The 22,039-nt window shown below is 71.9% G+C and carries 25 protein-coding genes; 13 read left to right on the top strand and 12 right to left on the bottom strand.

The window, feature by feature from the left end:
- Positions 1-131: 131 nt before the first annotated feature.
- Positions 132-1,442, bottom strand: coding sequence for an isocitrate lyase (aceA, locus tag HUJ41_RS00410; RefSeq protein ID WP_179872892.1), 1,311 nt, complete (start codon positions 1,440-1,442; stop codon positions 132-134).
- Positions 1,443-1,578: 136 nt separating this feature from the next.
- Here aceA and HUJ41_RS00405 point away from each other — a divergent pair, with 136 nt between their 5' ends.
- From HUJ41_RS00405 to HUJ41_RS00395, 3 genes are all read left to right on the top strand, one after another.
- The gene (locus HUJ41_RS00405; protein ID WP_179872891.1) at positions 1,579-3,048 is read left to right on the top strand and encodes a helix-turn-helix transcriptional regulator; all 1,470 of its coding nucleotides are present in this window, start codon (positions 1,579-1,581) and stop codon (positions 3,046-3,048) included.
- 66 nt (positions 3,049-3,114) lie between these two features.
- Positions 3,115-4,113 (top strand): hypothetical protein, encoded by a 999-nt coding sequence (locus HUJ41_RS00400; protein WP_152583379.1) that lies wholly within the window; start codon positions 3,115-3,117, stop codon positions 4,111-4,113.
- A 9-nt stretch (positions 4,114-4,122) separates the two neighbouring features.
- On the top strand, positions 4,123-4,479 hold the full coding sequence (locus tag HUJ41_RS00395) for a GntR family transcriptional regulator (RefSeq protein ID WP_152583378.1): 357 nt from the start codon (positions 4,123-4,125) through the stop codon (positions 4,477-4,479).
- 13 nt (positions 4,480-4,492) lie between these two features.
- On the opposite strand, the gene HUJ41_RS00390 is transcribed toward HUJ41_RS00395, so the two are convergent.
- Positions 4,493-8,077 carry a proline dehydrogenase family protein gene (locus HUJ41_RS00390; RefSeq protein WP_179872890.1) on the bottom strand — a complete coding sequence of 1,195 codons (3,585 nt, stop codon included), beginning with the start codon at positions 8,075-8,077 and terminating at the stop codon, positions 4,493-4,495.
- A 104-nt stretch (positions 8,078-8,181) separates the two neighbouring features.
- Between HUJ41_RS00390 and HUJ41_RS00385 the strand changes: the two genes are divergently transcribed.
- Positions 8,182-9,096, top strand: a complete 915-nt coding sequence (locus HUJ41_RS00385) for a LysR substrate-binding domain-containing protein (RefSeq protein WP_179872889.1) — start codon at positions 8,182-8,184, stop codon at positions 9,094-9,096.
- 23 nt (positions 9,097-9,119) lie between these two features.
- Here HUJ41_RS00385 and HUJ41_RS00380 read toward each other — a convergent pair whose 3' ends face one another.
- The 6 genes from HUJ41_RS00380 to HUJ41_RS00355 form a co-directional block, all read right to left on the bottom strand.
- Complete coding sequence (locus tag HUJ41_RS00380) at positions 9,120-9,428, bottom strand: hypothetical protein (RefSeq protein ID WP_179872888.1); 309 nt, start codon at positions 9,426-9,428, stop codon at positions 9,120-9,122.
- The gene (locus tag HUJ41_RS00375; protein WP_179872887.1) at positions 9,425-9,808 is read right to left on the bottom strand and encodes a YidH family protein; all 384 of its coding nucleotides are present in this window, start codon (positions 9,806-9,808) and stop codon (positions 9,425-9,427) included. The genes HUJ41_RS00380 and HUJ41_RS00375 overlap by 4 nt, the downstream gene beginning before the upstream one ends.
- A 49-nt stretch (positions 9,809-9,857) precedes the next feature.
- Positions 9,858-10,406: an acyl-CoA thioesterase gene (locus HUJ41_RS00370; RefSeq protein WP_179872886.1), complete on the bottom strand. Its 549-nt coding sequence runs from the start codon at positions 10,404-10,406 to the stop codon at positions 9,858-9,860.
- Between the two features lie 17 nt (positions 10,407-10,423).
- The gene (locus HUJ41_RS00365) at positions 10,424-11,428 is read right to left on the bottom strand and encodes a DNA-3-methyladenine glycosylase family protein (RefSeq protein WP_246299265.1); all 1,005 of its coding nucleotides are present in this window, start codon (positions 11,426-11,428) and stop codon (positions 10,424-10,426) included.
- On the bottom strand, positions 11,425-11,823 hold the full coding sequence (locus tag HUJ41_RS00360) for a PPOX class F420-dependent oxidoreductase (protein WP_179872885.1): 399 nt from the start codon (positions 11,821-11,823) through the stop codon (positions 11,425-11,427). The genes HUJ41_RS00365 and HUJ41_RS00360 overlap by 4 nt, the downstream gene beginning before the upstream one ends.
- Positions 11,824-11,893: 70 nt before the next feature.
- On the bottom strand, positions 11,894-12,178 hold the full coding sequence (locus tag HUJ41_RS00355; protein WP_152583370.1) for a hypothetical protein: 285 nt from the start codon (positions 12,176-12,178) through the stop codon (positions 11,894-11,896).
- A gap of 148 nt (positions 12,179-12,326) precedes the next feature.
- Between HUJ41_RS00355 and HUJ41_RS00350 the strand changes: the two genes are divergently transcribed.
- The 3 genes from HUJ41_RS00350 to HUJ41_RS00340 all read left to right on the top strand — a co-directional run bounded on the left by HUJ41_RS00350 (position 12,327) and on the right by HUJ41_RS00340 (position 14,830).
- On the top strand, positions 12,327-13,352 hold the full coding sequence (locus HUJ41_RS00350; protein WP_179872884.1) for a 6-phosphofructokinase: 1,026 nt from the start codon (positions 12,327-12,329) through the stop codon (positions 13,350-13,352).
- 63 nt (positions 13,353-13,415) lie between these two features.
- Positions 13,416-14,399, top strand: coding sequence for an MDR family oxidoreductase (locus HUJ41_RS00345; RefSeq protein ID WP_179872883.1), 984 nt, complete (start codon positions 13,416-13,418; stop codon positions 14,397-14,399).
- Entirely contained in the window at positions 14,396-14,830 is a 435-nt protein-coding gene (locus HUJ41_RS00340) for a DUF1304 domain-containing protein (RefSeq protein ID WP_179872882.1), read from the top strand. Before HUJ41_RS00345 ends, HUJ41_RS00340 begins: the two co-directional genes overlap by 4 nt.
- Before the next feature lie 16 nt (positions 14,831-14,846).
- Here HUJ41_RS00340 and HUJ41_RS00335 read toward each other — a convergent pair whose 3' ends face one another.
- From HUJ41_RS00335 to HUJ41_RS00320, 4 genes are all read right to left on the bottom strand, one after another.
- Positions 14,847-15,674, bottom strand: coding sequence for a uroporphyrinogen-III synthase (locus HUJ41_RS00335; RefSeq protein ID WP_246299264.1), 828 nt, complete (start codon positions 15,672-15,674; stop codon positions 14,847-14,849).
- A 115-nt stretch (positions 15,675-15,789) separates the two neighbouring features.
- Positions 15,790-16,047 carry a DUF3618 domain-containing protein gene (locus tag HUJ41_RS00330; protein WP_246299262.1) on the bottom strand — a complete coding sequence of 86 codons (258 nt, stop codon included), beginning with the start codon at positions 16,045-16,047 and terminating at the stop codon, positions 15,790-15,792.
- On the bottom strand, positions 16,044-16,460 hold the full coding sequence (locus tag HUJ41_RS00325; RefSeq protein WP_179872881.1) for a phage holin family protein: 417 nt from the start codon (positions 16,458-16,460) through the stop codon (positions 16,044-16,046). The genes HUJ41_RS00330 and HUJ41_RS00325 overlap by 4 nt, the downstream gene beginning before the upstream one ends.
- Positions 16,461-16,473: 13 nt before the next feature.
- Positions 16,474-16,863, bottom strand: coding sequence for a YtxH domain-containing protein (locus HUJ41_RS00320; RefSeq protein ID WP_179872880.1), 390 nt, complete (start codon positions 16,861-16,863; stop codon positions 16,474-16,476).
- A 149-nt stretch (positions 16,864-17,012) separates the two neighbouring features.
- Here HUJ41_RS00320 and HUJ41_RS00315 point away from each other — a divergent pair, with 149 nt between their 5' ends.
- The 6 genes from HUJ41_RS00315 to HUJ41_RS12690 all read left to right on the top strand — a co-directional run bounded on the left by HUJ41_RS00315 (position 17,013) and on the right by HUJ41_RS12690 (position 22,039).
- On the top strand, positions 17,013-18,011 hold the full coding sequence (locus tag HUJ41_RS00315) for a siderophore-interacting protein (RefSeq protein ID WP_179872879.1): 999 nt from the start codon (positions 17,013-17,015) through the stop codon (positions 18,009-18,011).
- On the top strand, positions 18,008-19,051 hold the full coding sequence (locus tag HUJ41_RS00310; RefSeq protein WP_179872878.1) for a FecCD family ABC transporter permease: 1,044 nt from the start codon (positions 18,008-18,010) through the stop codon (positions 19,049-19,051). The genes HUJ41_RS00315 and HUJ41_RS00310 overlap by 4 nt, the downstream gene beginning before the upstream one ends.
- Positions 19,052-19,101: 50 nt before the next feature.
- Positions 19,102-20,112: a FecCD family ABC transporter permease gene (locus HUJ41_RS00305; RefSeq protein WP_246299374.1), complete on the top strand. Its 1,011-nt coding sequence runs from the start codon at positions 19,102-19,104 to the stop codon at positions 20,110-20,112.
- Positions 20,109-20,906, top strand: coding sequence for an ABC transporter ATP-binding protein (locus HUJ41_RS00300; protein WP_179872876.1), 798 nt, complete (start codon positions 20,109-20,111; stop codon positions 20,904-20,906). Before HUJ41_RS00305 ends, HUJ41_RS00300 begins: the two co-directional genes overlap by 4 nt.
- Positions 20,907-21,010: 104 nt before the next feature.
- Positions 21,011-21,781, top strand: coding sequence for an ABC transporter substrate-binding protein (locus HUJ41_RS00295; RefSeq protein ID WP_246299260.1), 771 nt, complete (start codon positions 21,011-21,013; stop codon positions 21,779-21,781).
- 111 nt (positions 21,782-21,892) lie between these two features.
- Positions 21,893-22,039, top strand: a complete 147-nt coding sequence (locus HUJ41_RS12690; RefSeq protein ID WP_246299259.1) for a hypothetical protein — start codon at positions 21,893-21,895, stop codon at positions 22,037-22,039.

The raw sequence follows: 22,039 nt of genomic DNA, 5'->3' as shown, positions 1-22,039 counted from the left end.
GGAAGTACTGGTCCAGAAGTGCGGTGGTGGTGTTCGCTCATTCGGGCTTTCGGATGCGGAACCCGCTGTGTCGCGTGCGACACACCGTGTGGAACGGTCGTGCGCCCGAGTGAGCGAACAGGAAGCGCTGTCTAGTGGAACTGCTCGGACTCGGTCGAGCCCACGAGAGCGAGGGTCGCGCTGGCCGGGTTGAGGGCCGTCGCGATGCGGTCGAAGTAGCCGGTGCCCACTTCGCGCTGGTGCTTGGTGGCGGTGTAGCCGTGAGCCTCGGAGGCGAACTCGGCCTCCTGCAGCTCGACATAGGCGCTCATCTGACGGTCGCGGTACCCGCTCGCAAGCTCGAACATGCCGTGGTTGAGCGAGTGGAAGCCGGCCAGGGTGATGAACTGGAACGCGTAGCCCATCGCCGACAGTTCGCGCTGGAACTTCGCGATGGTGTCGTCATCGAGGTGGCGCTTCCAGTTGAACGACGGCGAGCAGTTGTATGCCAGCTTCTTGCCGGGGAACTCGGCGTGGATGCTCTCCGCAAACGTGCGCGCGAGCTCGAGGTCGGGCTCGCTCGACTCGACCCAGAGCAGGTCGGCGTACTCGGCGTAGGCGTGGCCACGGGCGAGCACCGGACCGATGCCGGGCTCCACGCTGTAGAAGCCCTCGGCGGTGCGGCCGCCGGTGAGGAACGGCTGGTCGCGCTCGTCGACGTCGCTCGTCAGCAGGTTCGCGGCGAGCGAGTCGGTGCGGGCGATGATGATGCTCGGCACGTCGCTCACATCGGCCGCGAGGCGCGCGGCCTGCAGCGTGCGGATGTGCTGGCTCGTGGGCACGAGCACCTTGCCGCCCATGTGGCCGCACTTCTTCTCGCTCGCGAGCTGGTCCTCCCAGTGCACCCCGGCCGCTCCGGCCTCGATCATGCTTTGCATGAGCTCGTAGGCGTTGAGCGGTCCGCCGAAGCCGGCTTCGGCGTCGGCGACGATGGGCGCCATCCAGTCGCGCCCGTCCTGCTCGATCTGCCCAGCCCTGAGCAGCGCGTTGTTGATGCGGCGCACGACGGCGGGCACCGAGTTGGCCGGGTAGAGGCTCTGGTCGGGGTAGGTCTGGCCCGACAGGTTGGCGTCGGCGGCTACCTGCCAGCCGCTCAGGTAGATGGCTTTGAGCCCCGCGCGCACCTGCTGCACGGCCTGGTTGCCGGTGAGAGCACCGAGGGCGTAGGTCCACTCCTCGGGGTTGTCGGTGTTGGCCTGAATCTGCTCCCACAGCTTCTCGGCGCCGCGGCGGGCGAGCGTGCGCTCCTCGCGCACGGGGCCGCGCAGCTCGATGACGTCCTCGGCGGTGTAATCGCGGCGCACGCCGTCCCAGCGCGCGTCGGTCTTCCAGCTGGCCTCGAGCTCAGCGGCGGTCTGCGTCTGGTCTCCTGCGCGCTGCTGTGACGGGCTCTGCGTGCTCATGGTGTGCTCCTCGTGACGAGTGGGTCGGTGTGGAAGCAACACTGGGCGAAGAACAACCCTCCGCACCCGCCCCGAAGCACTGAAATACCCCGCTATTTCAGTTGCGCTGAAAACCTCGCGGTGTCAGGCTCTCGGCATGACCCCAACGCCCCTGCTCTCGGCCCAGGCTGAAGAGGTGATCGATTCGTTGACCCTCGGCAAGCGCATCCGGCAATTGCGATCGGATGCCCAGCTCACGCTCGCCGACCTCGCGAGCTCTGTCGGGGTGGCCACCTCGCACATGTCGAGCCTCGAGAACGGCAAGCGCGAGGCGAAGCTCAGCGAGCTGCAGTCGGTCGCCCGCGCCGTCGGCGTCACGCTCGACGAGCTGCTGACGCCCACGCCGCCCAGTCGCCGCGCGGCGCTCGAGATCGCTCTGGCGCGAGCGCAGGAGGGTCCGCTGTTCTCGGCCCTGAGCATCCCGCCGCTGCCCGTGCGCAAGTCGCTCAGTGACGAGGCGATCGAGACGGTGCTCGCCCTTCATGACGAGCTGCAGCGCGTGCACGTCGAGCGTGCGGCGACGCCGGAGGAGGCCCGGCGGGCCAACGCCGAACTGCGGCAGTCGATGCGGGCGCGCGGCAACTACTTCGGCGAGCTCGAGACGATCGCGGCCGACCTGCTGCGGAAGATCGGGCACGAGGGCGGGCCGCTCTCGCAGCGCCTCGCCGCCGAGCTCGCGAGCCACCTCGGCTTCGCGCTGCACTACGTGAGCGACCTGCCGAGCTCGACCCGGTCGATCACCGACCTCGAGAACGGCCGCATCTATCTGCCCGTCTCGAACGCGCCGGGCCGCGACCCACGCGCGAACCTGCTGCAGGCTCTCGCCGGCCACGTGCTGGGGCGCCCGGAACCGCGCGACTACGCCGAGTTCCTCACCCAGCGCGTCGAGTCGAACTACCTCGCTGCCGCGCTCATGATCCCCGAGGGCGACGCGGTCGCCTTCCTGCAGCGGGCGAAGGAGCGCCGCGAGCTCGCCGTCGAAGACCTGCGCGACGCCTTCGCCGTCACCTACGAGACGGCTGCCCACCGCTTCACGAATCTCGCCACCGAGCACTTAGGGATCCCCGTGCACTTCCTCAAGGTGTCCCCGGCCGGCGTGCTGTCGAAGGCGTACGAGAACGATGCGGTGCAGTTTCCAAAGGATGCCCTGGGCGCGGTCGAGGGGCAGCTCGTGTGCCGCAAGTGGTCGGCGCGCACGGTGTTCGACGAGCCCGACCGCTTCAGCGCGTACCACCAGTACACGGACAAGCCCACGGGTACCTACTGGTGCACCTCGCGCATCGAGTCGGGCTCGGCCGGCGAGTTCTCGATCTCGGTCGGCACGCCATTCGCGCACGTCAAGTGGTTCCGTGGCCGCGAGACGAGTCGTCGTGGGGAGTCGAGCTGCCCGGACCCGGCGTGCTGCCGGCAGGCGCCGGCGCCGCTCGCCGAGCGCTGGAGCGGCGCCGCACGGCCCCAGGCGCGCATCCACTCCTCCCTGCTCGCCGCCCTGCCGACGGAGTCGTTCCCCGGGGTCGACCAGACCGAGGTGTACGGGTTCCTCGAGCGGCACGCGCCGCGCGCGTAGGGAGCAGGCGCTGCCCTCGACTCACCCACGTTTGTATTGCTACAATCGCGGGGTCGAGGGGAGCCCATGACAGCAGGAACGCACATCATCGACCGCGGGGGCACGAGCACCACCGTCGTGGAGATCCCGAGCGAGGTCTTCTTCACCGGCATGCTCGTGGCGTTGGCGGCGGGCGGCGTCGCCGTCCTGACCTTCCTCGCCCTGACCTTCGTGCGCACGTGGCGCCCCGCGACGCGCGAGCGGCTCGTGAACCGCCACGCGCTGCGGGCGAACCTCGTCGTGCCCGAGGAGCTACGGCCCGCGCTCGAGCATCAGCTCGCTATGCGGGTGCGGGGCGGCGTACTGGGAGGTCTCGTCGGCCTGACGTCGGTCCTGATGCTCGTGCGGCCGTGGGAGTTCCCGCCCCCAAGCCTCGGGCTCGCCACAGGTCCGCTCAGCTTCGGCCTCGCCTTCCTCGGAACGCAGGTGGGCGCCATCGTCGGCGGGATGCTCGCACGGCGGTCGATGCCCTCGCGGGCCGTTGTCGCTCGCGTGACACCGATCAGCCTCGCCGACCTCGTCGCTCCGGCCGAGCGACGCATGGCCGCCGTCGCCGCGTGCGTCGCGGTCGCACTCCCCGCGCTGCTGCTCGTCGTCCTCTCGCTACCGCTCGCTGACGCCCCTGAGTCGCTCGCCCTGTCCGCGGCGCCTCTTGCTTTCCTGGGTCTCGCCGCAGGCGCGCTGTACCTCACCCTCCCCGCGATCGCCGATCGCCTCGCCCGACGCCGCGCGCTGCTCGGAGATGCCGCGGCGCTCGCGTGGAGCGACGCGCTGACCGCGCAGAGCCTGCGTGACCTGCACTGGGCGATCGCATACGTCGGAGGCGTCGCCGGCTTGAGCGCGCTCATGGTGATCGGCACGGCAGTTCCCGACGACTCCGCCGTCGCCTCCACGATCTGGATCAACGTGAGCGCCTACGCGAGCTTCGTCCTGCTGCTGGTGACGGTGGCGCTCGTGCTCGTGCGCTCCCCCGAGCGCCACGTGCAGCGCACGCTCTGGCCCGAGTTCGCGATCCACCCGCAGTAGTCTCAGCCCATGCTCGTCACGGTCAGCACAGAGTCGGCGACGCCGCCGTACGAGCAGATCCGCGTGCAGGTGCGGGATGCCGTCGCGAGCGGAGCGCTCGCGCCGGGCGCGAAACTGCCGCCCGTGCGGCGCCTCGCGGAAGACCTCGGCCTGGCCGTGAACACGGTCGCCCGTGCCTACCGCGAGCTCGAGGCCGACGGCGTCGTCGAGACGCGCGGTCGCAACGGCACGGTCGTCTCCCCGCATGGTGACGCGACCGAGCGCGCAGCTCAGCAGGCGGCGACCGCTTATGTCGAGACGGTACGACGCCTCGGCGTCGCCGACGATCACGCCCGCGCACTCATCGACGCGGCACTGCGCACCTAGCGCTGCTCGAACCCTAGAACTCCAGCTCGCCCATCGCCGGGTAGGGGTTGCCGAACCGGTGCGCGGTGAGCGACACGGCTTGCTCGCGCAGGAACGGCAGCAGCTCGACGCGGCCCGAGACTGTGACCGGGTTCGACCAGATCGCAACGTCGGGGTCTCCGCCGAGGGCCGCATGCAGCTCGCGCGCGACCTCGAGGGCGGGGCGAGCGCGAGGCGCATCCGTGCCGGCATCAGCAGCAGCGACGACCGTGCCGTCACTGCCGATGAGCCGGATGCGCGCGGGCCGCTCCTGGACGACGCGCGCGCTGAACGCGCTATCGCTCTCGATCGCGACCGAGGTCACCCGCAGGCGCGACTCGCCGGCTTCAATCGCGGCGAGCAGGCGCGCCGGAATGGGCGCCGCGCTGCTCAGCTGCACGTGGGCGCCGACCCGCGCGGCGGCGAGCAGCACGCGCACGAGCCCGACGACGGGGGCACCCTCGGCGGCCCGCACGGTGACGTCGGTGCGGCGGTAGCGCAGCACGTTGCGCTCGACGCCGAGCTGCGAGTCGTCGCGGCCGAGGCCGAACTCGTCCTCCCACGCGGCCTGGTCGCTCAGCGCTCCCGCGCGAGCAGCGTCGAAGCCGACGAAGTCGAGGGCCGGCTGAGCCGCCTCGAGCAGGCGCCGCACTCCGTCGTGCAAGCCGCGCACGCTGAGGTTCTGCTTCGGCTCGCGCGCGACGGGGTGCCACGTGCCGAAGCCCATGACGTAGCTGGGCCCGCCCGCCTTGGTGGAGCCGCCGACGCTCGAGCGCTTCCAGCCGCCGAACGGCTGCCGGCGCACGATCGCGCCCGTGATGCCGCGGTTGATGTAGAGGTTGCCCGCCTCGACGTGCTCGAGCCAGTGGTCGACCTCGTCGACATCGAGCGAGTGCAGGCCCGCCGTGAGGCCGAACGATGTCGCGTTCTGCAACGCGATCGCCTCGTCGAGCGAGCGCGCGCGCATGATGCCGAGCACGGGCCCGAAGTACTCGGTCGTGTGGAACTCGCTGCCGCCGGTGACGCCGCGGCGCACGCCGGGGCTCCAGCTGCGGCCCTCGTCGTCGAGCTGGCGCGGCTCGATGAGCCACGACTCCCCGTCGTCGAGCGTCGTGAGCGCGCGCAGCAGCTTGCCCTGAGCGGGCTCGACGAGCGGGCCGACGATCGTCGTCGGGTCGGTCGACGCCCCCACCTTCATGGTCATGACGGCGTCGACGAGCTGGCGCTCGAAGCGGTCGGAGTCGGCGACGGAGCCGACGAGGATCGCGAGCGAGGCGGCCGAGCACTTCTGCCCGGCGTGCCCGAAGGCGCTCTTGGCGAGGTCGGCGACGGCGAGGTCGACGTCGGCCGACGGTGTGATCACGATCGCGTTCTTGCCGCTCGTCTCGGCGAGAATCGGCAGGTCGCTGCGCCACGACCGGAACAGCGCCGCGGTCTCCCACGCTCCGGTCAGCACAAGACGGTCGACGCTCGGGTGGCTCATGAGCGCCCGCCCGACCTCGTTCTCGGGCACGTCGACGAAGCGCAGCACCTCGCGCGGCACTCCTGCATCCCACAGCGCCTGCACCATGACGGCGGCGCAGTGCCGCACCTGAGGGGCGGGCTTTATGATGACCGAGCTGCCCGCGGCGAGCGCCGCGAGCGTGCTGCCGGCGGGGATCGCGACGGGGAAGTTCCACGGCGGCGCGACGACGGTCAGGCGGGCCGGCTCGAAGCGGGCGTCGTCGATGCGGGCGAGGTCGTGCGCGCTCTCGGCGTAGTAGTGGGCGAAGTCGATCGCCTCGCTGATCTCGGGGTCGCCTTCGGCGAGGGTCTTGCCGGCTTCGGCGACCATGACCTCGAGAAGCTCCGCGCGGCGCGAGGCGAGCATCCGGCCCGCGGCGTGCAGAATCTCCGCGCGCCCGCCGGCGCCGCGATCGGCCCATCCGGATGCTGCGCTGCGGGCCTCGCTCACGATGCGTTCCAGCGCGCCCACCTCGGCGACCGCAGCCTGCTGCACGAGCTCCGAGCCGGGCAGCCGGCCGTTCTCGAGCCCCGCCGCGGCGGCGCGGAGCACCGCGCGGCCCCACTCCCGGTTGGCGGGCAGCGCGGGGTCGGTGTCTGGCTCGTTGTCGAAGCCCTCTCGAACTCCAGCGCCCTCGTGCACGCCGGCGCTCCCGGGCTGCGTGTGCGGAGCATCCTCGAGCCGGTTCTGCACCCGGTGCACCTGAGGCGCCCCGGGTGCCGCGGCGAGGTCGTCGAGCGCCGCGCGGAATCGGCCTTCCTCTCGAGCGAAGATGCGCGCATCGTCGACGAGCTCGAAGACGCCGCTCATGAAGTTCTCGGTGCTCGCGTTCTCCTCCAGCCGGCGGATGAGGTAGCTGATGGCCGACTCGAAGTCGCGAGGGTGCACGACGGGCGTGTAGAGCAGGAGGTGCCCGACGGTGCGGCGCACGGCGTCGGCCTGGTCGGGAGCCATGCCGAGCAGCATCTCGAACTCGACGCGGTCGCTCACCCCGCGGGAGTCGGCGAGCAGGTGCGCCCACGCGATGTCGAAGAGGTTGTGGCCGGCGACGCCGATGCGCACGGCGTCGACGCGGTCGGGGTGGAAGGCGTGGTCGAGCACGCGCTTGTAGTTGGTGTCGCTCGCCTGCTTGCTGGGCAGCACCGCGACGGGCCAGCCGTGCACGGCCGCGTCGACGCGCTCCATGGCGAGGTTGGCTCCCTTGACGACGCGCACCTTGATGCCGGCGCCTCCCGCGGCTCGGCGGGCCTGGGCCCACGCGGTGAGGCGCTCGAGCGCGGGGAGCGCTTCGGGCAGGTAGGCCTGCAGCACGATGCCGGCCTCGTACTGGCGCAGGGTGGCGCGGTCGAGGAGACGCTCGAAGACCTCCATGGTGAGGTCGAGGTCGCGGAACTCCTCCATGTCGAGGTTGAGGAAGGTGGGGCGCACGCCGAGCGCGGCGGCCTCGTAGAGCGGCACGAGGCGGTCGACGACGCGGTCGACGGTCTCGTCGAAGGACCACATGGAGAGCTGGCTGACGATCGCGGAGACCTTGACGGAGACGTAGTCGACGTCGTCGCGGTCGACGAGCTCGCGGATGCCCTCGAGGCGCCGGTCCGCTTCCGCGTCGCCGAGGACGGCCTCGCCGAGCAGGTTGATGTTGAGCTGGTCGCCGTCGCCGCGCAGCTTCTGCAGGGTGCGCCCGAGGCGGCTGGGTGTGGCGTCGATGATGAGGTGCCCGACCATGCCGCGCAGCACGCGCCGCGCGATGGGCACGATGGGCCAGGGCAGGAGGGGCGCGAAGCCGCCGCCGAGGCGGATGAGGAACCGCAGGTGCCAGGGCAGGAATCGCGGAATGCGCTGGCTGAGCTGCTCGAGGTTGCGGGCGGCGACGCGCAGGTCGTCGGGGCGGGCGACGCGATCGACGAAGCCGAGGGCGAACTCGAGCCCGAGCGGGTCCTGCAGCAGCCCGGCGAGGCGCGTGGCGCTCGCGTCGGGCGTCACGCCCTCGGTCTGGCCGAGCCAGTCGCGCACGAGCTCGACGGCAGGGTCGGCGAGGGCGGTGGGGGTGCTGGGTGCGGTGCTGTCGACGCTCATGCCCCCAGTCTGCGCCCTGGAGTCGTGCAGGAAAAGCGATGATACGCGTACAGTTTTGTTCGGGATGCTCGAACAGCACTCTTTCGGACGACGGAAGGCCGCCCATGCTCGACCTGCGCCGCTTGAGCCTGCTGCGGGAGGTGCACCGCCGCGGCACGCTGCACGCCGTCGCGCGAGCTCTCTCCTACAGCCCGTCGACGATCTCGCAGCAGCTGAGCCTGCTGGAGCGCGAAGCGGGCGTGACGCTTCTCGAGCGCACGGGGCGACGCGTGCAGCTCACGCCGCAGGCCGAGCTGCTCGTCGCGGGCGCGAGCCGGCTGCTCGACGACATGGAGCGGCTCGAGGCCTCGCTCGTGCCCTCGACGCAGGAGGTCACGGGCACGGTGCGGCTCGCGGTGTTCCAGTCGGCGGCGCTCGGCATCGTGCCGCAAGCCCTCTCCCTCCTCGCCGAGGAGCACCCCCGCGTGCGGCTGGAGATCACGCAGCGCGAGCCCGAGAGCGCGCTCGACGAGGTGTGGGCGCGCGAGTTCGACCTCGTGATCGCCGAGGAGTACCCCGCCCACGCCGCTCCCCTGCGGCGCGAGCTCGACCGCGTGCCGCTGGGCCGTGACGCGCTGCGCCTCGGGGTGCCCGCGGCGGGGGTCTCGCGCGCCCCGTCGGGGCGCGCCATCCGCTCGCTGGCGGAGGCGGCCGAGCACGCCTGGGTCATGGAACCGCGCGGAACAGCGAGCCGCCACTGGGCCGAGCAGTCGTGCCGCCTGGCCGGGTTCGAACCGGACGTGCGCTTCGAGACCGCCGACCTGCAGGCGCACATCCGCCTCGTGGAGGCCGGGCACGCGGTCGCCCTGCTGCCCGACCTCGTGTGGGGCGGTCGCCCGCCGACGGTCGAGCTCGTGACCCTCGACGGCGACCCGCACCGCACCCTCTTCACGTCGACGCGCACGGCGGCGGCGTCGCGGCCCGCGATCGTCGCGGTGCGCGAGCTGCTCGCGCGCGCCCTCACCCCCGCCTCCCCCTGACCGCCGCTCGACCGAGTCGCGGCTCAGGCGTCGAGCTGCACGGCCACGAGCAGAACGGCGGCGACCACGGCGCTCAGCACGACGACGGCAGCCGTGCGCACCATGAGCGACCACGGGTCACGGCGCTCGGCCGTCGAGCGGTGCACGCGCGGGGTCGACGCGGCGACGATGACGGCCGCGAGGATGAGCGCGCCGGCCGCGATGGCCACGGCGGGCTCGCCGAGTCGCACCGCCGTGATCGCGGCGAACAGGGCGACGAGCGTCGAGTGGGCCTCCGTGCGCTGCCAGGAGAGGCTCGTGCGGTCGACGGGTGCGCGCGCGGCCGCGTTCACGTCGCCGACTCGAGCGCCTGGAAGGCGGCGAAGGCGGCGAGCACCAGGGCGACGGCTATGACACCGCCGACGAGCCACGGGAGTGCCGCGGGAGCGGGCAGCGGTTCCCGCAGACGCAGCGCCTTCTCCGAGCGGTGCCAGGAGACGAGCGCCCACACGGCGAGCGCCGCACCGCCGAGACTCGAGAGCGCCGCGATCGCGAGGATGATGACGGGCAGCTCGCCGAAGCTCGCGAGCGTCGCGAGGGCGACACCGCCGGCGACGAGCGCCATGCCGGTGCGGATCCAGGAGAGAGCCGTGCGCTCGTTCGCGAGGGAGGCCTGCACCTCGGGCTCCTCCCCCACGCTGTACACGGAACGGGGGCGGCGCGAGTCGGTCATGCCGGAACGCTAGCGGAGCACCCGGCCCGTGCTGTAGCCGCTTCCCGGCCTATTCCCAGACGCTCGGCGTGGCCTCGCGACGCGGCGGCAGCGTCATGCTGCGGCTCCACTCGGCGAGCCAGTCGGGCAGCGGGTGGTTGTCGGGGTCGAGCCCGAACAGCTCGGCGAGCTCGGGGATCGGCACGATGCCGCCGCTCTTCTTGAGGAACCGCGCCTTGATGACCCCGCGTGCGCAGATCTCGCCGTCGCGCACGAATCGCTGCTCGACATACCCGGCGATGTCATCGATGCCGACGATGCGGCTCTCGATCTCGTAGCGCTGCCATGGGTCGAGCGAGCGCCGGTAGGTGATGGTCGAGCTCACGACGACGGGGTAGTAGCCGCGCGTGCTGAGCTCGCGCCACACGCCCGACCGCACCATGAGGTCCATGCGGCCGAGATCCATGAGGGAGAGGTAGACGCCGTTGTTCATGTGGCCCTGCACGTCGAGGTCGCTCGGCAGCACGCGGAACCGCACGGTGCCGACGTCGGTGGGGGCGAGCGGCGGGCGGCGACGGGCGGCGAGCATGACGCGCAGCAGGCGGAGGATCTTGTTCACGCCTGGAGCGTAGGCGCTCAGCGCGCGCGGTGGTCTTCGATGGTGGCTTTCGGCCCGAATCGCGGCCCCGTGACCCCGCTCAGCGTGATGAGTCGCACAACGCGCTGCCGCTGCCCGCTGAAGGGGGCGAGCAGCGCGAGCATGCCGTCGTCGTCGGTGCGCTCGCCCGTCACGTAGTGGCCGACGACGTGGCTGAGATGGGCATCGCCGACACTCACCGCATCGGGGTCGCCGTGCGCGCGCTGCGTGATCTCGGCCGCCGTCCAGATGCCCACGCCCGGTATCGACGTGAGCGCGGCGACGACCGCGGGGCCTCCCCGGCCGAGGTCGAGCGTGCGGTCGAGGGCCGAGGCGACGGCCGCGACGCGGCGAATGGTGCGCATGCGCTGCGGGCCGACTCCCGCGCGGTGCCAGTCGTGGTCCGGGATGCTCCGCCACCCTTCCGGCGTCGGCACGACCCGCATTCCCTCCGGTGCGGGGCCGGGCGGCACCTCGCCGTGCTGCAGCAGCAGCCGGCGCCACGCCCGCCGGGCTTCCACGCCCGTGACCTTCTGCTCGAGCACGGCGGGCACGGCCGCCTCGAGCACGAGCTCGGTGCGGGTGAGCCGCACTCCCGGGCGGCGGCGCTGCACGGAGGCGAGTGCCGCGACGGCCGAGGCCGGCCACCCCGGCACGGGCCGAGCGGCCGCTGCCGCGAGGTCGAGCGACTCGGGGTCGTCACCGTCCCCGAGCAGTGCGGGCACGTGGGCGAGACTCCACTCGGCGCCGGGGCCCCAGGCGCGTGCGCGCACGACGGTCTTCCCGGGGGCGACACGTCGAGACTCGAGGTGCAGAGTCGCGGCCCCGCGCGGTGTGCGCTGCGTGCGCCAGACGCTGCCGTCGGGCATCCACTGCGAGGTCGGGTCGCCGCGACCGCGCTGGAGGGGCGAGAGGGTGCTGGCGAGATCGAGGGGATGCTCGGGGCAGTAGTCGAGCGCCGCCCCGGCCTCCGCACCCTCCGCTCCCCGAGCCCTCAGCGTCACGACTCCATGATGCGCACGACGACCGACGCCGAGCGGGAGCGCCCGCGCACGCGGCCGTGGGCGCGGATGGCGCGGTACTGCGCCCCGTACTTCTCGAGGAACACCTCGTCGAGCCGCTCGCGCGCCGCGTCGTCGTCGAGAATGGTGGCGTGGGCGGAGACGACCCGCGCATCCTCGTGCGGCCCACCTGATCGGTCGCAGCCCTGCAGCGTCACGCGCGGCGTGTGGCGAATGCGCTTGACCTTGCCTGAGTCGGCGCCGGTGGTCACGATGAGGGCGTCGCCGTCGCGGGCCACCCACACGGGCGTGGGCACGTCGACGCCCGAGCGCCGCGTCGTCGTGAGGAGCACGTACTGCTCGTCGCCGAGCTCGAGCAGGCCTGGTTCGGTGGTCATGGCGTCACGGTAAAGGGGGCGGCTGAATGCGCGGTGCGCATCCCGCCGCCCCCTCCCGGAGCTGTGCGGTCTAGTAGTAGCCGACGGTGCTGAAGAGCGCGGCGCTCGTCACGGCCACGATGATGCCGACGATGAGACCGATGACGAGGAAGATGATGCTCAGGATGATCGCCCACTTGGCGAAGGGGTTGGCGTAGCCCGCAGCCTTCGACTGGTTGTTGGCGACGATGCCGAGGATGAGGCCGAGGAGAGTGAAGAGGAACGCGAGGACGAGGGCGACGATGCCGAGAGTCTTGCCGGGGTAGTCGGCGGGGTTCTCGGCGGGGGCGGAACTGTAGGGCGTGGGCTCGGTCATGCGGGGCTCCTAACAGGGTGGGGGCGAACCCGGGCGGGCTCACCGTCGCGCGAACTCTACCGGCAGAGGGTGTCGCGCAGAAGAAGCCATGCGGAGGTCGGGCACGCGCGTTTCCGCTCATCCCCGCGGAGGCACCAAGATAGAACGCATGAGAATCGGAATGCTCACGAGCGGTGGCGATGCCCCCGGCCTCAACGCGGTCATCCGCGGGGCCGTGCTGATCGGCCAGACGGTGCACGGGCACGACTTCATCGGTCTGCGAGACGGCTGGCGCGGGCTCATCGAGGCTGACACCATGCCGCTCGGCCGCAACGAGGTCAAGGGCATCAGCAAGCAGGGCGGCACGATCCTCGGTACGTCGCGCACGAACCCCTTCGAGGGGCGCGGAGGGGTGGACCGGGTGAACGAGGTCATGACCGATCTCGGCATCGACGCGATCATCGCGATCGGCGGAGAGGGCACGCTCGCGGCGGCGAAGCGGCTGACCGACGCCGGCATCCGCATCGTGGGCGTGCCGAAGACGGTGGACAACGACCTCGACGCGACCGACTACACGTTCGGCTTCGACACGGCCGTGCAGATCGCGACGGAGGCGATGGATCGCCTCCGTACGACGGGGGATGCCCACAGCAGGTGCATGGTCGCCGAGGTCATGGGGCGCCACGTCGGGTGGATCGCCCTGCACTCGGGCATGGCATCCGGCGCGCACGCGATCCTCATTCCCGAGCAGCGCACGAGCATGGAGCAGATCTCGCAGTGGGTCACGAGCGCCGCGTCGCGCGGCCGCGCGCCTCTCGTCGTCGTCGCGGAGGGCTTCACTCTCGACTCGATGGACGATCCGCATTCGGAGCGAGGGCTCGACGCCTTCGGCCGCCCGCGCCTGGGCGGCATCGGCGAGCTCATCGCCCCCCTCATCGAGGAGCGCACGGGCATCGAGACGCGCGCCACGACGCTCGGTCACATTCAGCGCGGCGGCACCCCTAGCGCCTTCGACCGCGTTCTCGCGACGCGACTGGGCATGGCCGCGGTGAACGCCGTGACCAACGGTGACTGGGGTCGCATGGTCGCGCTGCGCAGCACGGAGATCGTGACGGTGCCGTTCGCCGAGGCCCTCGGCACCCTCAAGACCGTGCCGCAGTCGCGCTACGACGAAGCGGCGATGCTCTTCGGCTGAACCGCCGCTCCACCACCGGCCCCGCCCTCGCGCGGCGACGCCGTGCGCGCATAGGGTGGGCGCATGACGCGCGGTTGGCAGCTCACGCGAGGCGACGACGGAGTCGACGCCCGCCTGCTCGACGACGTGGGCGACCTGGGGGCGGGTGACGTCACCGTCGACGTCACGTGGTCGGGCATCAACTACAAGGATGCGCTCGCCTTCACCGGCAACCCGGGAGTCATGCGCATCGATCCGCTCGTGCCGGGCATCGACCTCGTGGGGCGGGTCAGCGCGAGCGACGACGAGCGCTGGAGCATCGGCGACCGTGTGCTGCTCAACGGCGACGGTGCCGGCGAGACCCACCACGGCGGCCTGGCCGAGCACGCCCGCGTGTCGGGAGGCGCGCTCGTCGCCGTGCCCGACAGTCTCACCGATCGGCAGGCGGCCGGCATCGGCACGGCCGGCTTCACCGCGATGCTGGCCGTTCTCAGCGTGGAGGACCATCGCGCCGACCTGGACTCCGTGCTCGTGACGGGTGCGAGCGGCGGCGTCGGCTCCTTCGCGATCGCCCTGCTCGCCCGCGCCGGTGCGACCGTCATCGCGTCCTCGGGCCGCCCCGAGCACGCGCAGCAGCTGCGGCATCTGGGAGCGTCAGAGATCATCGACCGCGACGAGCTCGACCGTGAGAGCCGCCCGCTCGACACGCAGACCTTCAGTGCCGCGATCGACTCGGTGGGCGGGCGCACTCTGGCGAGCGTGCTGAGCCGAACGCGGCAGGGCGGTACCGTCGCGGCCTGCGGGCTCGCCGGTGGCACCGATCTGCCCACGACGGTCATGCCGTTCATCCTGCGCGCCGTGACGCTCGCGGGCATCAACTCGGTGCACTGCCCGACCCCGTTGCGCGAGCGCGCCTGGCAGAGGCTCGCGCGCGACCTCGACGCCGAGGTCATCGACGGCGTCGTGACCGACGTCACGCTCGATCAGGCGCAGTCCGCCGCCGAGGACCTCCTGGCTGGCCGCGTGCGAGGTCGCATCGCGGTCGAGGTGCGCGGAGCATCCGGATGATCGCCGGTCTCACGGTGAGTGTGATCGCCGCGGGCCTCGCCGTCGCGGTGCACATCGCGATCTTCGTTCTCGAGAGCGTGCTGTTCACGCGGCCATCCGTGCGCCGACTGTTCGGGGTGCGCCCGAGCGACGACTCGGCGCCCTTGCGGGTCTTCGCCCGCAACCAGGGCGTCTACAATCTCGGCCTCGCGCTGGTCGTGGGAGCCGGAGTCGTGCTCATACTCGCCGCACCATGGGGCGAGCGCGCCGGAGCCGAGCAGGGCGCGATCGGCGCCGCTGTGCTCGTGGCCGGGTGCGCGGTCATGCTGCTCGCCGCCCTCACTCTCGTGGTGACCGTGCCGCGACTGTGGCGTGCCGCCGTCGTGCAGGGGGCACCACCGCTCGTGGCGATCGGGGCACTCCTGTTCGGGGGGTCCGTGCCGCTGGGATGAGAGTCGATGTCGCCGGTCAGGGCACGACGGGCGGGCAGCGGTCGTCCGGATCCATCGCGTAGTCGGCGAGGGCACGTACGAGCGCGCTGCTCGACCGCTCTTCGGCGATGCGGTGCACAGAGAGACCCGCGGCGCGCGCGTCGAACGCCGTGCGGGGGCCGATGCAGGCCACGACGGTGCACTCGGGCAGGGGCGCGAACTGCTCCGCGATCTGCCGGGCCACGCTGCCCGAGCTCACGAGCAGTCCGTTGATGCGGCCCTCCGCGATCTCGGTGACGAGCTCGGCGGGTGCCGCGACCCCGACGGTGCGGTAGGCGCTCACGAAGCGGGCATCGATGCCACGGTCGCGCAGCCCGCTCACAAGCGTGGGCTCCGCAATCTCCGACTGGGGAACGAGCACGCGGGCGCCGCGCGGGTCGGGCCATTCCTTGACGAGGCCGCGAGCCGAGTGGTCGCTCGGCACGAAGTCGACCGGGTACCCGGCGAGCTGCAGGGCGTGCGCGGTGGTTTCGCCGACCGCCGCGACGCGTGTTCCCTCGGGCAGGCGCACGCCCTGGCCGAGCAGCACGTCCACGGTCGTGGCGCTCGTCACGACGAGCCAGCCGTACTCTCCCGCGCGCAGCGCGTCGAGTTCGGCGTTGAGGGCGTCCTGATCATCGGCGCCCGCGAAGTTGATGAGCGGTGCGATCACGGGAGATGCCCCGAGCGACCGCAGCTGGGCGGCGATGCCGTCTCCCCACTTGCCGCCGCGGGGCACGAGCACGCGCCAGCCGAGCAACGGCTTGATGACCGGCAGCGCGCCCGTGGGCGTGCGGTCGATCGCCATGTCTGTGGGTGAGGACATCAGGTTAATGATGACCCGCTCGAGCGCAGACGCATAATCGAGCCATGAACGCCCGGTCGACGCGCAGAGGTTCCGTGATCGCACCGGGCAGCAGGCGCGGCGCTCCCGGAGGCGCTCAGTCGTCGCTGAAGATCGCCCACGCGACGAGCCCGACCACGACGACCGCGGCAGCGGTCGCTCCGATGACCCAGGGGACCGGGTTCGACTCGTAGGAGGCCTGCGCGCGCTGCGCCACCTCGGTGCTCCGCTTCTTGACGTCGAACTTCTCGTCGATCGCGTCTAGCGTCTGCTCGAGCTGCGCGCGGGTGGCCGAAACGGTGCTCTTGACGTTGTCCTTCGCCGCGTCGACGGTGTTCTTGACGGTGTCGCTCATGAGTTTCCTCGCTTCCTGAGTCCGCGGATCGCGCGGACGTCTTCCTTCACGCTGTCGATGGTCTCGGTGGGGGTGGGGGGAACGCCGCGCTTGAGCTGCCCGTACCCGACGAGGCCGATGAGCGCCGCGAGCACGAGCAGGATCCCGCCGACGATGAGGGCCGCGGCCCAGGCCGGAACGACGAGTGCCAGGGCGAGCACGCCGGCTGCGGTGAGCACGAGCGCCGCGAAGAACGCGAACACGCCGGCGCCGACCAGCAGCCCGGCGCCCATGCCCGCTGACTTGAGCTTGCTCGTGATCTCTGCCTTGAACGATTCGATCTCGGCCTGCAGCAGCTCGATGATGAGCCGAGGAACGTCCGCGATGAGCGAGATCAGTCCTCGACGGGAGCGTCCTTCAGGAGGAGTGGTCATCGTGTACCGCCGATCAGGAGTTCGTGGTCGAGCCGGAGCCCTTGGCGGTGGAGCTCTTCGCCGACGAGCTCTTCGCGGACGAGGCTTTCCCAGTGGAGCTCGTCCTGCCGCTCGAGGTCGAGCCCGACTTCTTGGCGCCGCTCGAGCGCGAGCTGCTCGGCTTCGCGCTGCGACCCGTGATGCCCCCGACGATCTTCTTGGCGCCGTCGGAGACGAAGCCGGCGACCTCGGGCGCCTTGTCCTTCACGAAGTCCTCGGCCTGCTCGACTCGCTCCTGCACGCGGGGGTCGTTCCAGAGCCGCGCAGACGCGGTCTTGATCTGCTCATAGCGCTCGCGTCCCGCGCGAGTGCCGAGTACGTAGCCGACGCCGAGTCCAGCGGCGAACAGGATCTTGCCTCTCATGGCTCCTCCTTCTGCGATGGGCACGGATGTGGAGCGTCCGCGGGTCTCCAGCGTAGTGCCGCCCGACCCGTGCCCGTCGGGGAATACGGAGGGGATTCCCAGGACGGCACGGCTGGCGCCGACGCGCGGGTCGCGTGCATACTTAGGCAATGCTTACCTCACCTGAGCGCACCGCGGTCGCCTGGCCGGCCTACCGTCCGTACCGCGCTACGGTCGCTCGCGTGCTGCCGCTGAGCCCCAGCTTCCGTCGCGTGACCTTCACCGGGCCCGACTTCGAGGTCTTCGGCACGACAGGGCTCGATCAGCGCATCAAGCTCATCCTTCCCTCCGCCGACGGGGGCCTGTGCGACGTGGGCGCCGACGATGAGCGCGTCGTGCGCGAGGGCAGCTGGTACGCCCGCTGGCGAGCGCTGCCCGCTGCTGACCGCAGTCCTTTCCGTACATACACGGTGCGCGCCATCCGGCCCGAGCGACGCGAGCTCGATGTCGACATGGTGCTGCACCCCGCCACGTCGGGCCACAGGGACGGCCCCGCCGCGAGCTGGCTGCGCCGCGCGACGGTGGGAGACGAGGTCATCATCGTCGGCCCGGATGCGCGCACTGCCGACCCGACCGTCGGAATCGACTGGCGACCGGGCTCGGCCCGGCACGTGCTGCTCGCCGGTGACGAGACGGCCGCTCCGGCCATCTGCTCGATCATCGAATCGCTCGACCCCCGCATCACGGCGCAGGCGTTCATCGAGGTGCCCTCGAGCGCCGACATCCTCTCGCTCGTCCCTCGCGGCATCTCTCGCGTCGCCTGGCTCGCGCGCGACGCTGGCTGCGAGACCGCGCACGGCTTCGAAGCGATCGCTCCGCGCGGCGAGCTGCTCGAGCGCGCCGTGCGCGCCTGGCTGCCCCGCCACACCGCCGAGCTCGCGAGCGCGGTCTCCCTCGCCCCGCAGCAGCTGGACGATATCGATGTCGACGCGGAGCTGCTCTGGGACTCCCCGGTCGACCCCAGCACGGGAGACTTCTGCGCCTGGATCGCCGGGGAGGCCTCGACCGTGAAGTCTCTTCGCCGGCACCTCGTGAGCGACATCGGCGTCGATCGTCGCAACGTTGCCTTCATGGGCTACTGGCGCGACGGTCGCTCCGAAGCCCAGTGACCGTCCGCCGGCTCGCGCCGCGGACGGCTGGCACCGCGATCGCCGGCGCCGTCGTCGTGCTCGCCGTTCTCGCGAGCCTCGCCATCGGCGCGCGCGCGATCGACCCGCTCACGCTCGTGGACGTGATCCTCGCCTCCGCGTTCGAGGGAGCGGTGCTCGACGCGACCGGCCTCGGCGCAGCGGAGGTCGATGCCATCGTCATCGTCGAGCTGCGCATCCCCCGCACCCTCATCGGTCTCGCCGCCGGTGCCGCGCTGGGTCTCGCCGGAGCGGTCATGCAGGGCGTCACGCGCAACCCGATCGCCGACCCTGGACTGCTCGGCGTGAACGCGGGCGCGTCCTTCGCCGTCGTCGTCGCGATCTCCATGCTCAGCGTGGTCTCGCCGCTCGGCATCGCCACCGGTGCCCTGCTCGGCGCTCTCCTGGCCTCGGTGCTCATCGCCATCGTCGCCGCGTCGACCCGTTCGCTCACGACTCCGGCCGTGCTCGTCGTCGCCGGCGCCGCCGTCACGGCGGGGCTGACCTCGCTCACGACGCTCGTGCTGCTGAGCGACCCCGCGGCCCTCGATCGGTATCGCTTCTGGACGGTGGGTTCGCTCACGGCCCGCGACCTCGAGCTCGCGACCGCCCTCCTGCCTCTCCTCCTGCTCGGGGGCATCCTCGCCGCCCTCCTCGCGCGGCCCCTCGACGCGCTCGCCCTGGGCGACGATGTGGCGCGCGGGCTCGGCTTCCGGCTGCGCTCGACGCGCGGGCTCGCCCTCGCGAGCATCGTTCTGCTGTGCGGCACGGCGACGGCGCTCGCCGGCCCGCTCGTCTTCGTCGGTCTGCTCGCCGCGCACGCCGCTCGCGCTCTCGTCGGTACGCGCCACGGCATCCTCCTGCCCACCTCCGCCCTCGTCGGCGCCGCCGCCCTGCTCGTGGCCGACACGCTCGGCAGGGTCGTCGCTCCCCCGGCCGAGATCGAGGTCGGCATCGTCATCGCCGTGCTCGGCGCCCCCCTTCTCATCGGCCTGGTCCGGTCTGCGCGGGTGGCGGTGTGAGCGGGCTCGAGCGACACCGCTCGCACGATCGCCGTCGAGGCTTTCTCGTGATGCTCCTTCTTCTCGTGTGCCTCACGGCGCTCAGCGTCGTCGCCCTCGGGGCCGGCGCCGTGACCGTGCCCCCCGCCGAGGTCGCCGGCGCGCTCCTCGGTCTCGACGTGGGCGGCTCGAGCTTCATCGTGCTCGGGCTGCGCCTGCCGCGCCTGCTGCTCGCACTCCTGGCCGGCGCGGTTCTGGGCCTGGCTGGAGCCCTCCTGCAGTCCGTCGTGCGCAATCCGCTCGCGAGCCCCGACATCGTCGGCATCACGGGTGGCGCGAGCGCCACGGCCGTGCTCGCGATCGCCGGGGGAGCGAGTGGCTGGGCCGTGAGCGGCGCGGCGCTCGGAGGCGCGCTGGGCGCCGCCGCGGTGGTCTTCCTCACGAGCGGGCGCGGCGTCGCCGGAGCGCGCTTCGTCGTGGTCGGCATCGCCGTAGCCTTCCTCGCCCAGGGGGTGCTCGGGTTCGCGCTCACACGCGCCTCGCTCGTGCAGGCCGAGTCGGCCTACTTCTGGCTCGTGGGCAGCGTCGGCTCTCCGAGCGATTCCGACCTGCTGCTGCTCGCGGTGACCCTCGCGGTCGTCGTCCTCGCGCTCGTGCTCGGCGCCCACGCCCTCTCGCTGCAGGCCTTCGACGACGACACCGCGCGAGCGCTCGGCGGTCGGCCCGTCGCCACTCGGGTTCTCGCGATCGCGGGGTCGAGCATCCTCGCCGCGATCGCGGTCGCCGTCACGGGACCGATCGCGTTCGTCGCGTTCGTCTCCGGCCCTCTCGCTCGCCGGATGCGCGGCCGCGGCCCCGCGCTCGCCACGGCCGCACTCACCGGAGCCCTCATCGTGCTCGCCGCCGACCTCGTGAGCCAGAATCTGCTTCCCGGCTCTCTGCGCCCGCCCGTCGGTCTCACCACGGGCGCGCTCGGCGCTCCGTTCCTGCTGTGGATCCTCGTGCGCGGCGAACGAGGATCCGCACGATCGCGCGCTCGGCTCCCGACCCGCGACCGGGCCCCGATGATGGAGGAGACATGACGACACCCGCCCTGCGGGCCGAGAGGCTCACCCTCGGCTACGACCAGCGCATCGTCGTGCGCGGCGTCGATCTCGAGATCGCCCCCGGCTCGCTCACCGTGCTCGTGGGCGCGAACGCGAGCGGCAAGTCGACGCTTCTGCGCGGACTCAGCAGGCTCATGACACCGCTCTCGGGTCGCGTGCTCGTCGAGGGGCGCGACGTGACCGAGCTGCGGGGGCGCGAGCTCGCCCGCATCCTGGGCGTGCTGCCGCAGAGCCCGATCGCACCCGAGGGCATCATCGTCGCCGACCTCGTCGCGCGCGGCCGCTACCCCCATCACGGCATCTTCGGCGGGCACCGCAGTGATGACGACGCGGTCGTCGCTGCGGCCCTCGACGCGACCGACGCTGCCGAGCTCGCGAGCCGTCGTGTCGACGAGCTCTCGGGCGGCCAGCGCCAGCGGGCCTGGATCGCCATGGCCCTCGCCCAGCAGCCCCGCATCCTGCTGCTCGATGAGCCGACGAGCTCGCTCGACATCGCCCACCAGACGGAGGTGCTCGATGTGCTGCGGGCGGAGGTCGCGCGCGGCATGACGGTCGTGGTCGTGCTGCACGATCTGACCCTCGCCGCCCGCTACGCGGACGAGGTCGTCGTCCTGGCGGACGGCGAGATCGTGGCGCAGGGGTCGGCCGAGAGGACCATGACGCCCGCCGTGCTGCAGCGCGCGTTCGGCATCGAGGCGCTCCTCTTGACCGATCCGGATACCGGCCGCCCGGTCGTGCTGCCGCGGGCGGTTGCAGCGCAGGCTCGCTAGATATAAGGTTAGCCTTACCTAAGCATGGTCGCTTCGGGCCCTCTTCGAGCCCACCCGCGCGACCGCGCACCGTCCCTCCCGTTCGCCCTGTCTAGGAGACCTTCGTGACCCCCACTCCCCTGCGCGCTCTGCGACGCACCGCCCTCGCCGGCCTCGCCGCCGCGACCATCGCACTCGTCGGGTGCGCCGCCGAGACCGCCGACGTACCGGACGGCTCGCCCGGCGACGCGAGCTTCCCCGTGACGATCGCGCACGCCTACGGCGAGACCGTGATCCCTGAGCAGCCCGACCGCGTCGTCACGTGGGGCTGGGGTACGACCGATGCCGCGATCGCCCTCGGCGTCACGCCCGTCGCGATGCCCTTCCAGGCCTACGCGGGAGACGCAGAGGGCGTGCTGCCCTGGATTCGTGAGGCCCTCGAGGAGACGGGAGAGCCGTTGCCGACGGTGCTGCCCGACACCGGGGAGGACGTGCCCTTCGAGGAGATCGCCGCGGCCGACCCCGACGTCATCCTCGCGCACTACTCGGGGCTCACCGAGGAGCAGTACGCCACGCTCAGCGAGATCGCTCCCGTCGTCGCCTTCCCCGACCAGCCGTGGTCGACGCCGTGGCGCGAGGTCATCACCATCACGGGCGACGCACTCGGCCTGCGTGCGGAAGCCGACGACGTGCTCACCGGGATCGAGGACGCGATCGCCGCCTCCGCCGCAGAGCACCACGAGTTCGCGGGCGTCAGCCTCGCCGCCGTGTGGGACAGCGCGGCGACATTCTACGTCTACGCCGATGAGGACCCCCGCGTGGAGTTCATGCTCGACCTCGGCTTCACCAACGCCGCGGCCGTCGACGAGCTCGACACCGACGAGTCGCCCTTCTAATTCACCCTCTCCCACGAGCGGCTGAGCGAGCTCACGAGCGACGTTCTCGTCGTCTACGGCACGACCCAGGAGGAGGTCGACACCTTCCTCGACGCCGGATACTCCCAGGCGATGCCGCAGGTGCAGGCGGGGGCGATCGCGCCGATCGTCGGCGCCGAGTTCATCTCCTCCGTCTCGCCCCCCTCGGCCCTCTCGCTCACGTGGGGCCTCGACGAGACCGTCGCTCAGCTCGCCGCGGCGGTCGCCGCGCTCGAGTAG

The sequence above is a fragment of the Microcella indica genome, assembly GCF_013414345.1.
In the GTDB taxonomy this organism is placed as follows: domain Bacteria; phylum Actinomycetota; class Actinomycetes; order Actinomycetales; family Microbacteriaceae; genus Microcella; species Microcella indica.
Note: the sequence above shows the minus strand (reverse complement) of the source record. Positions and strands in the feature narration are given on the sequence as shown.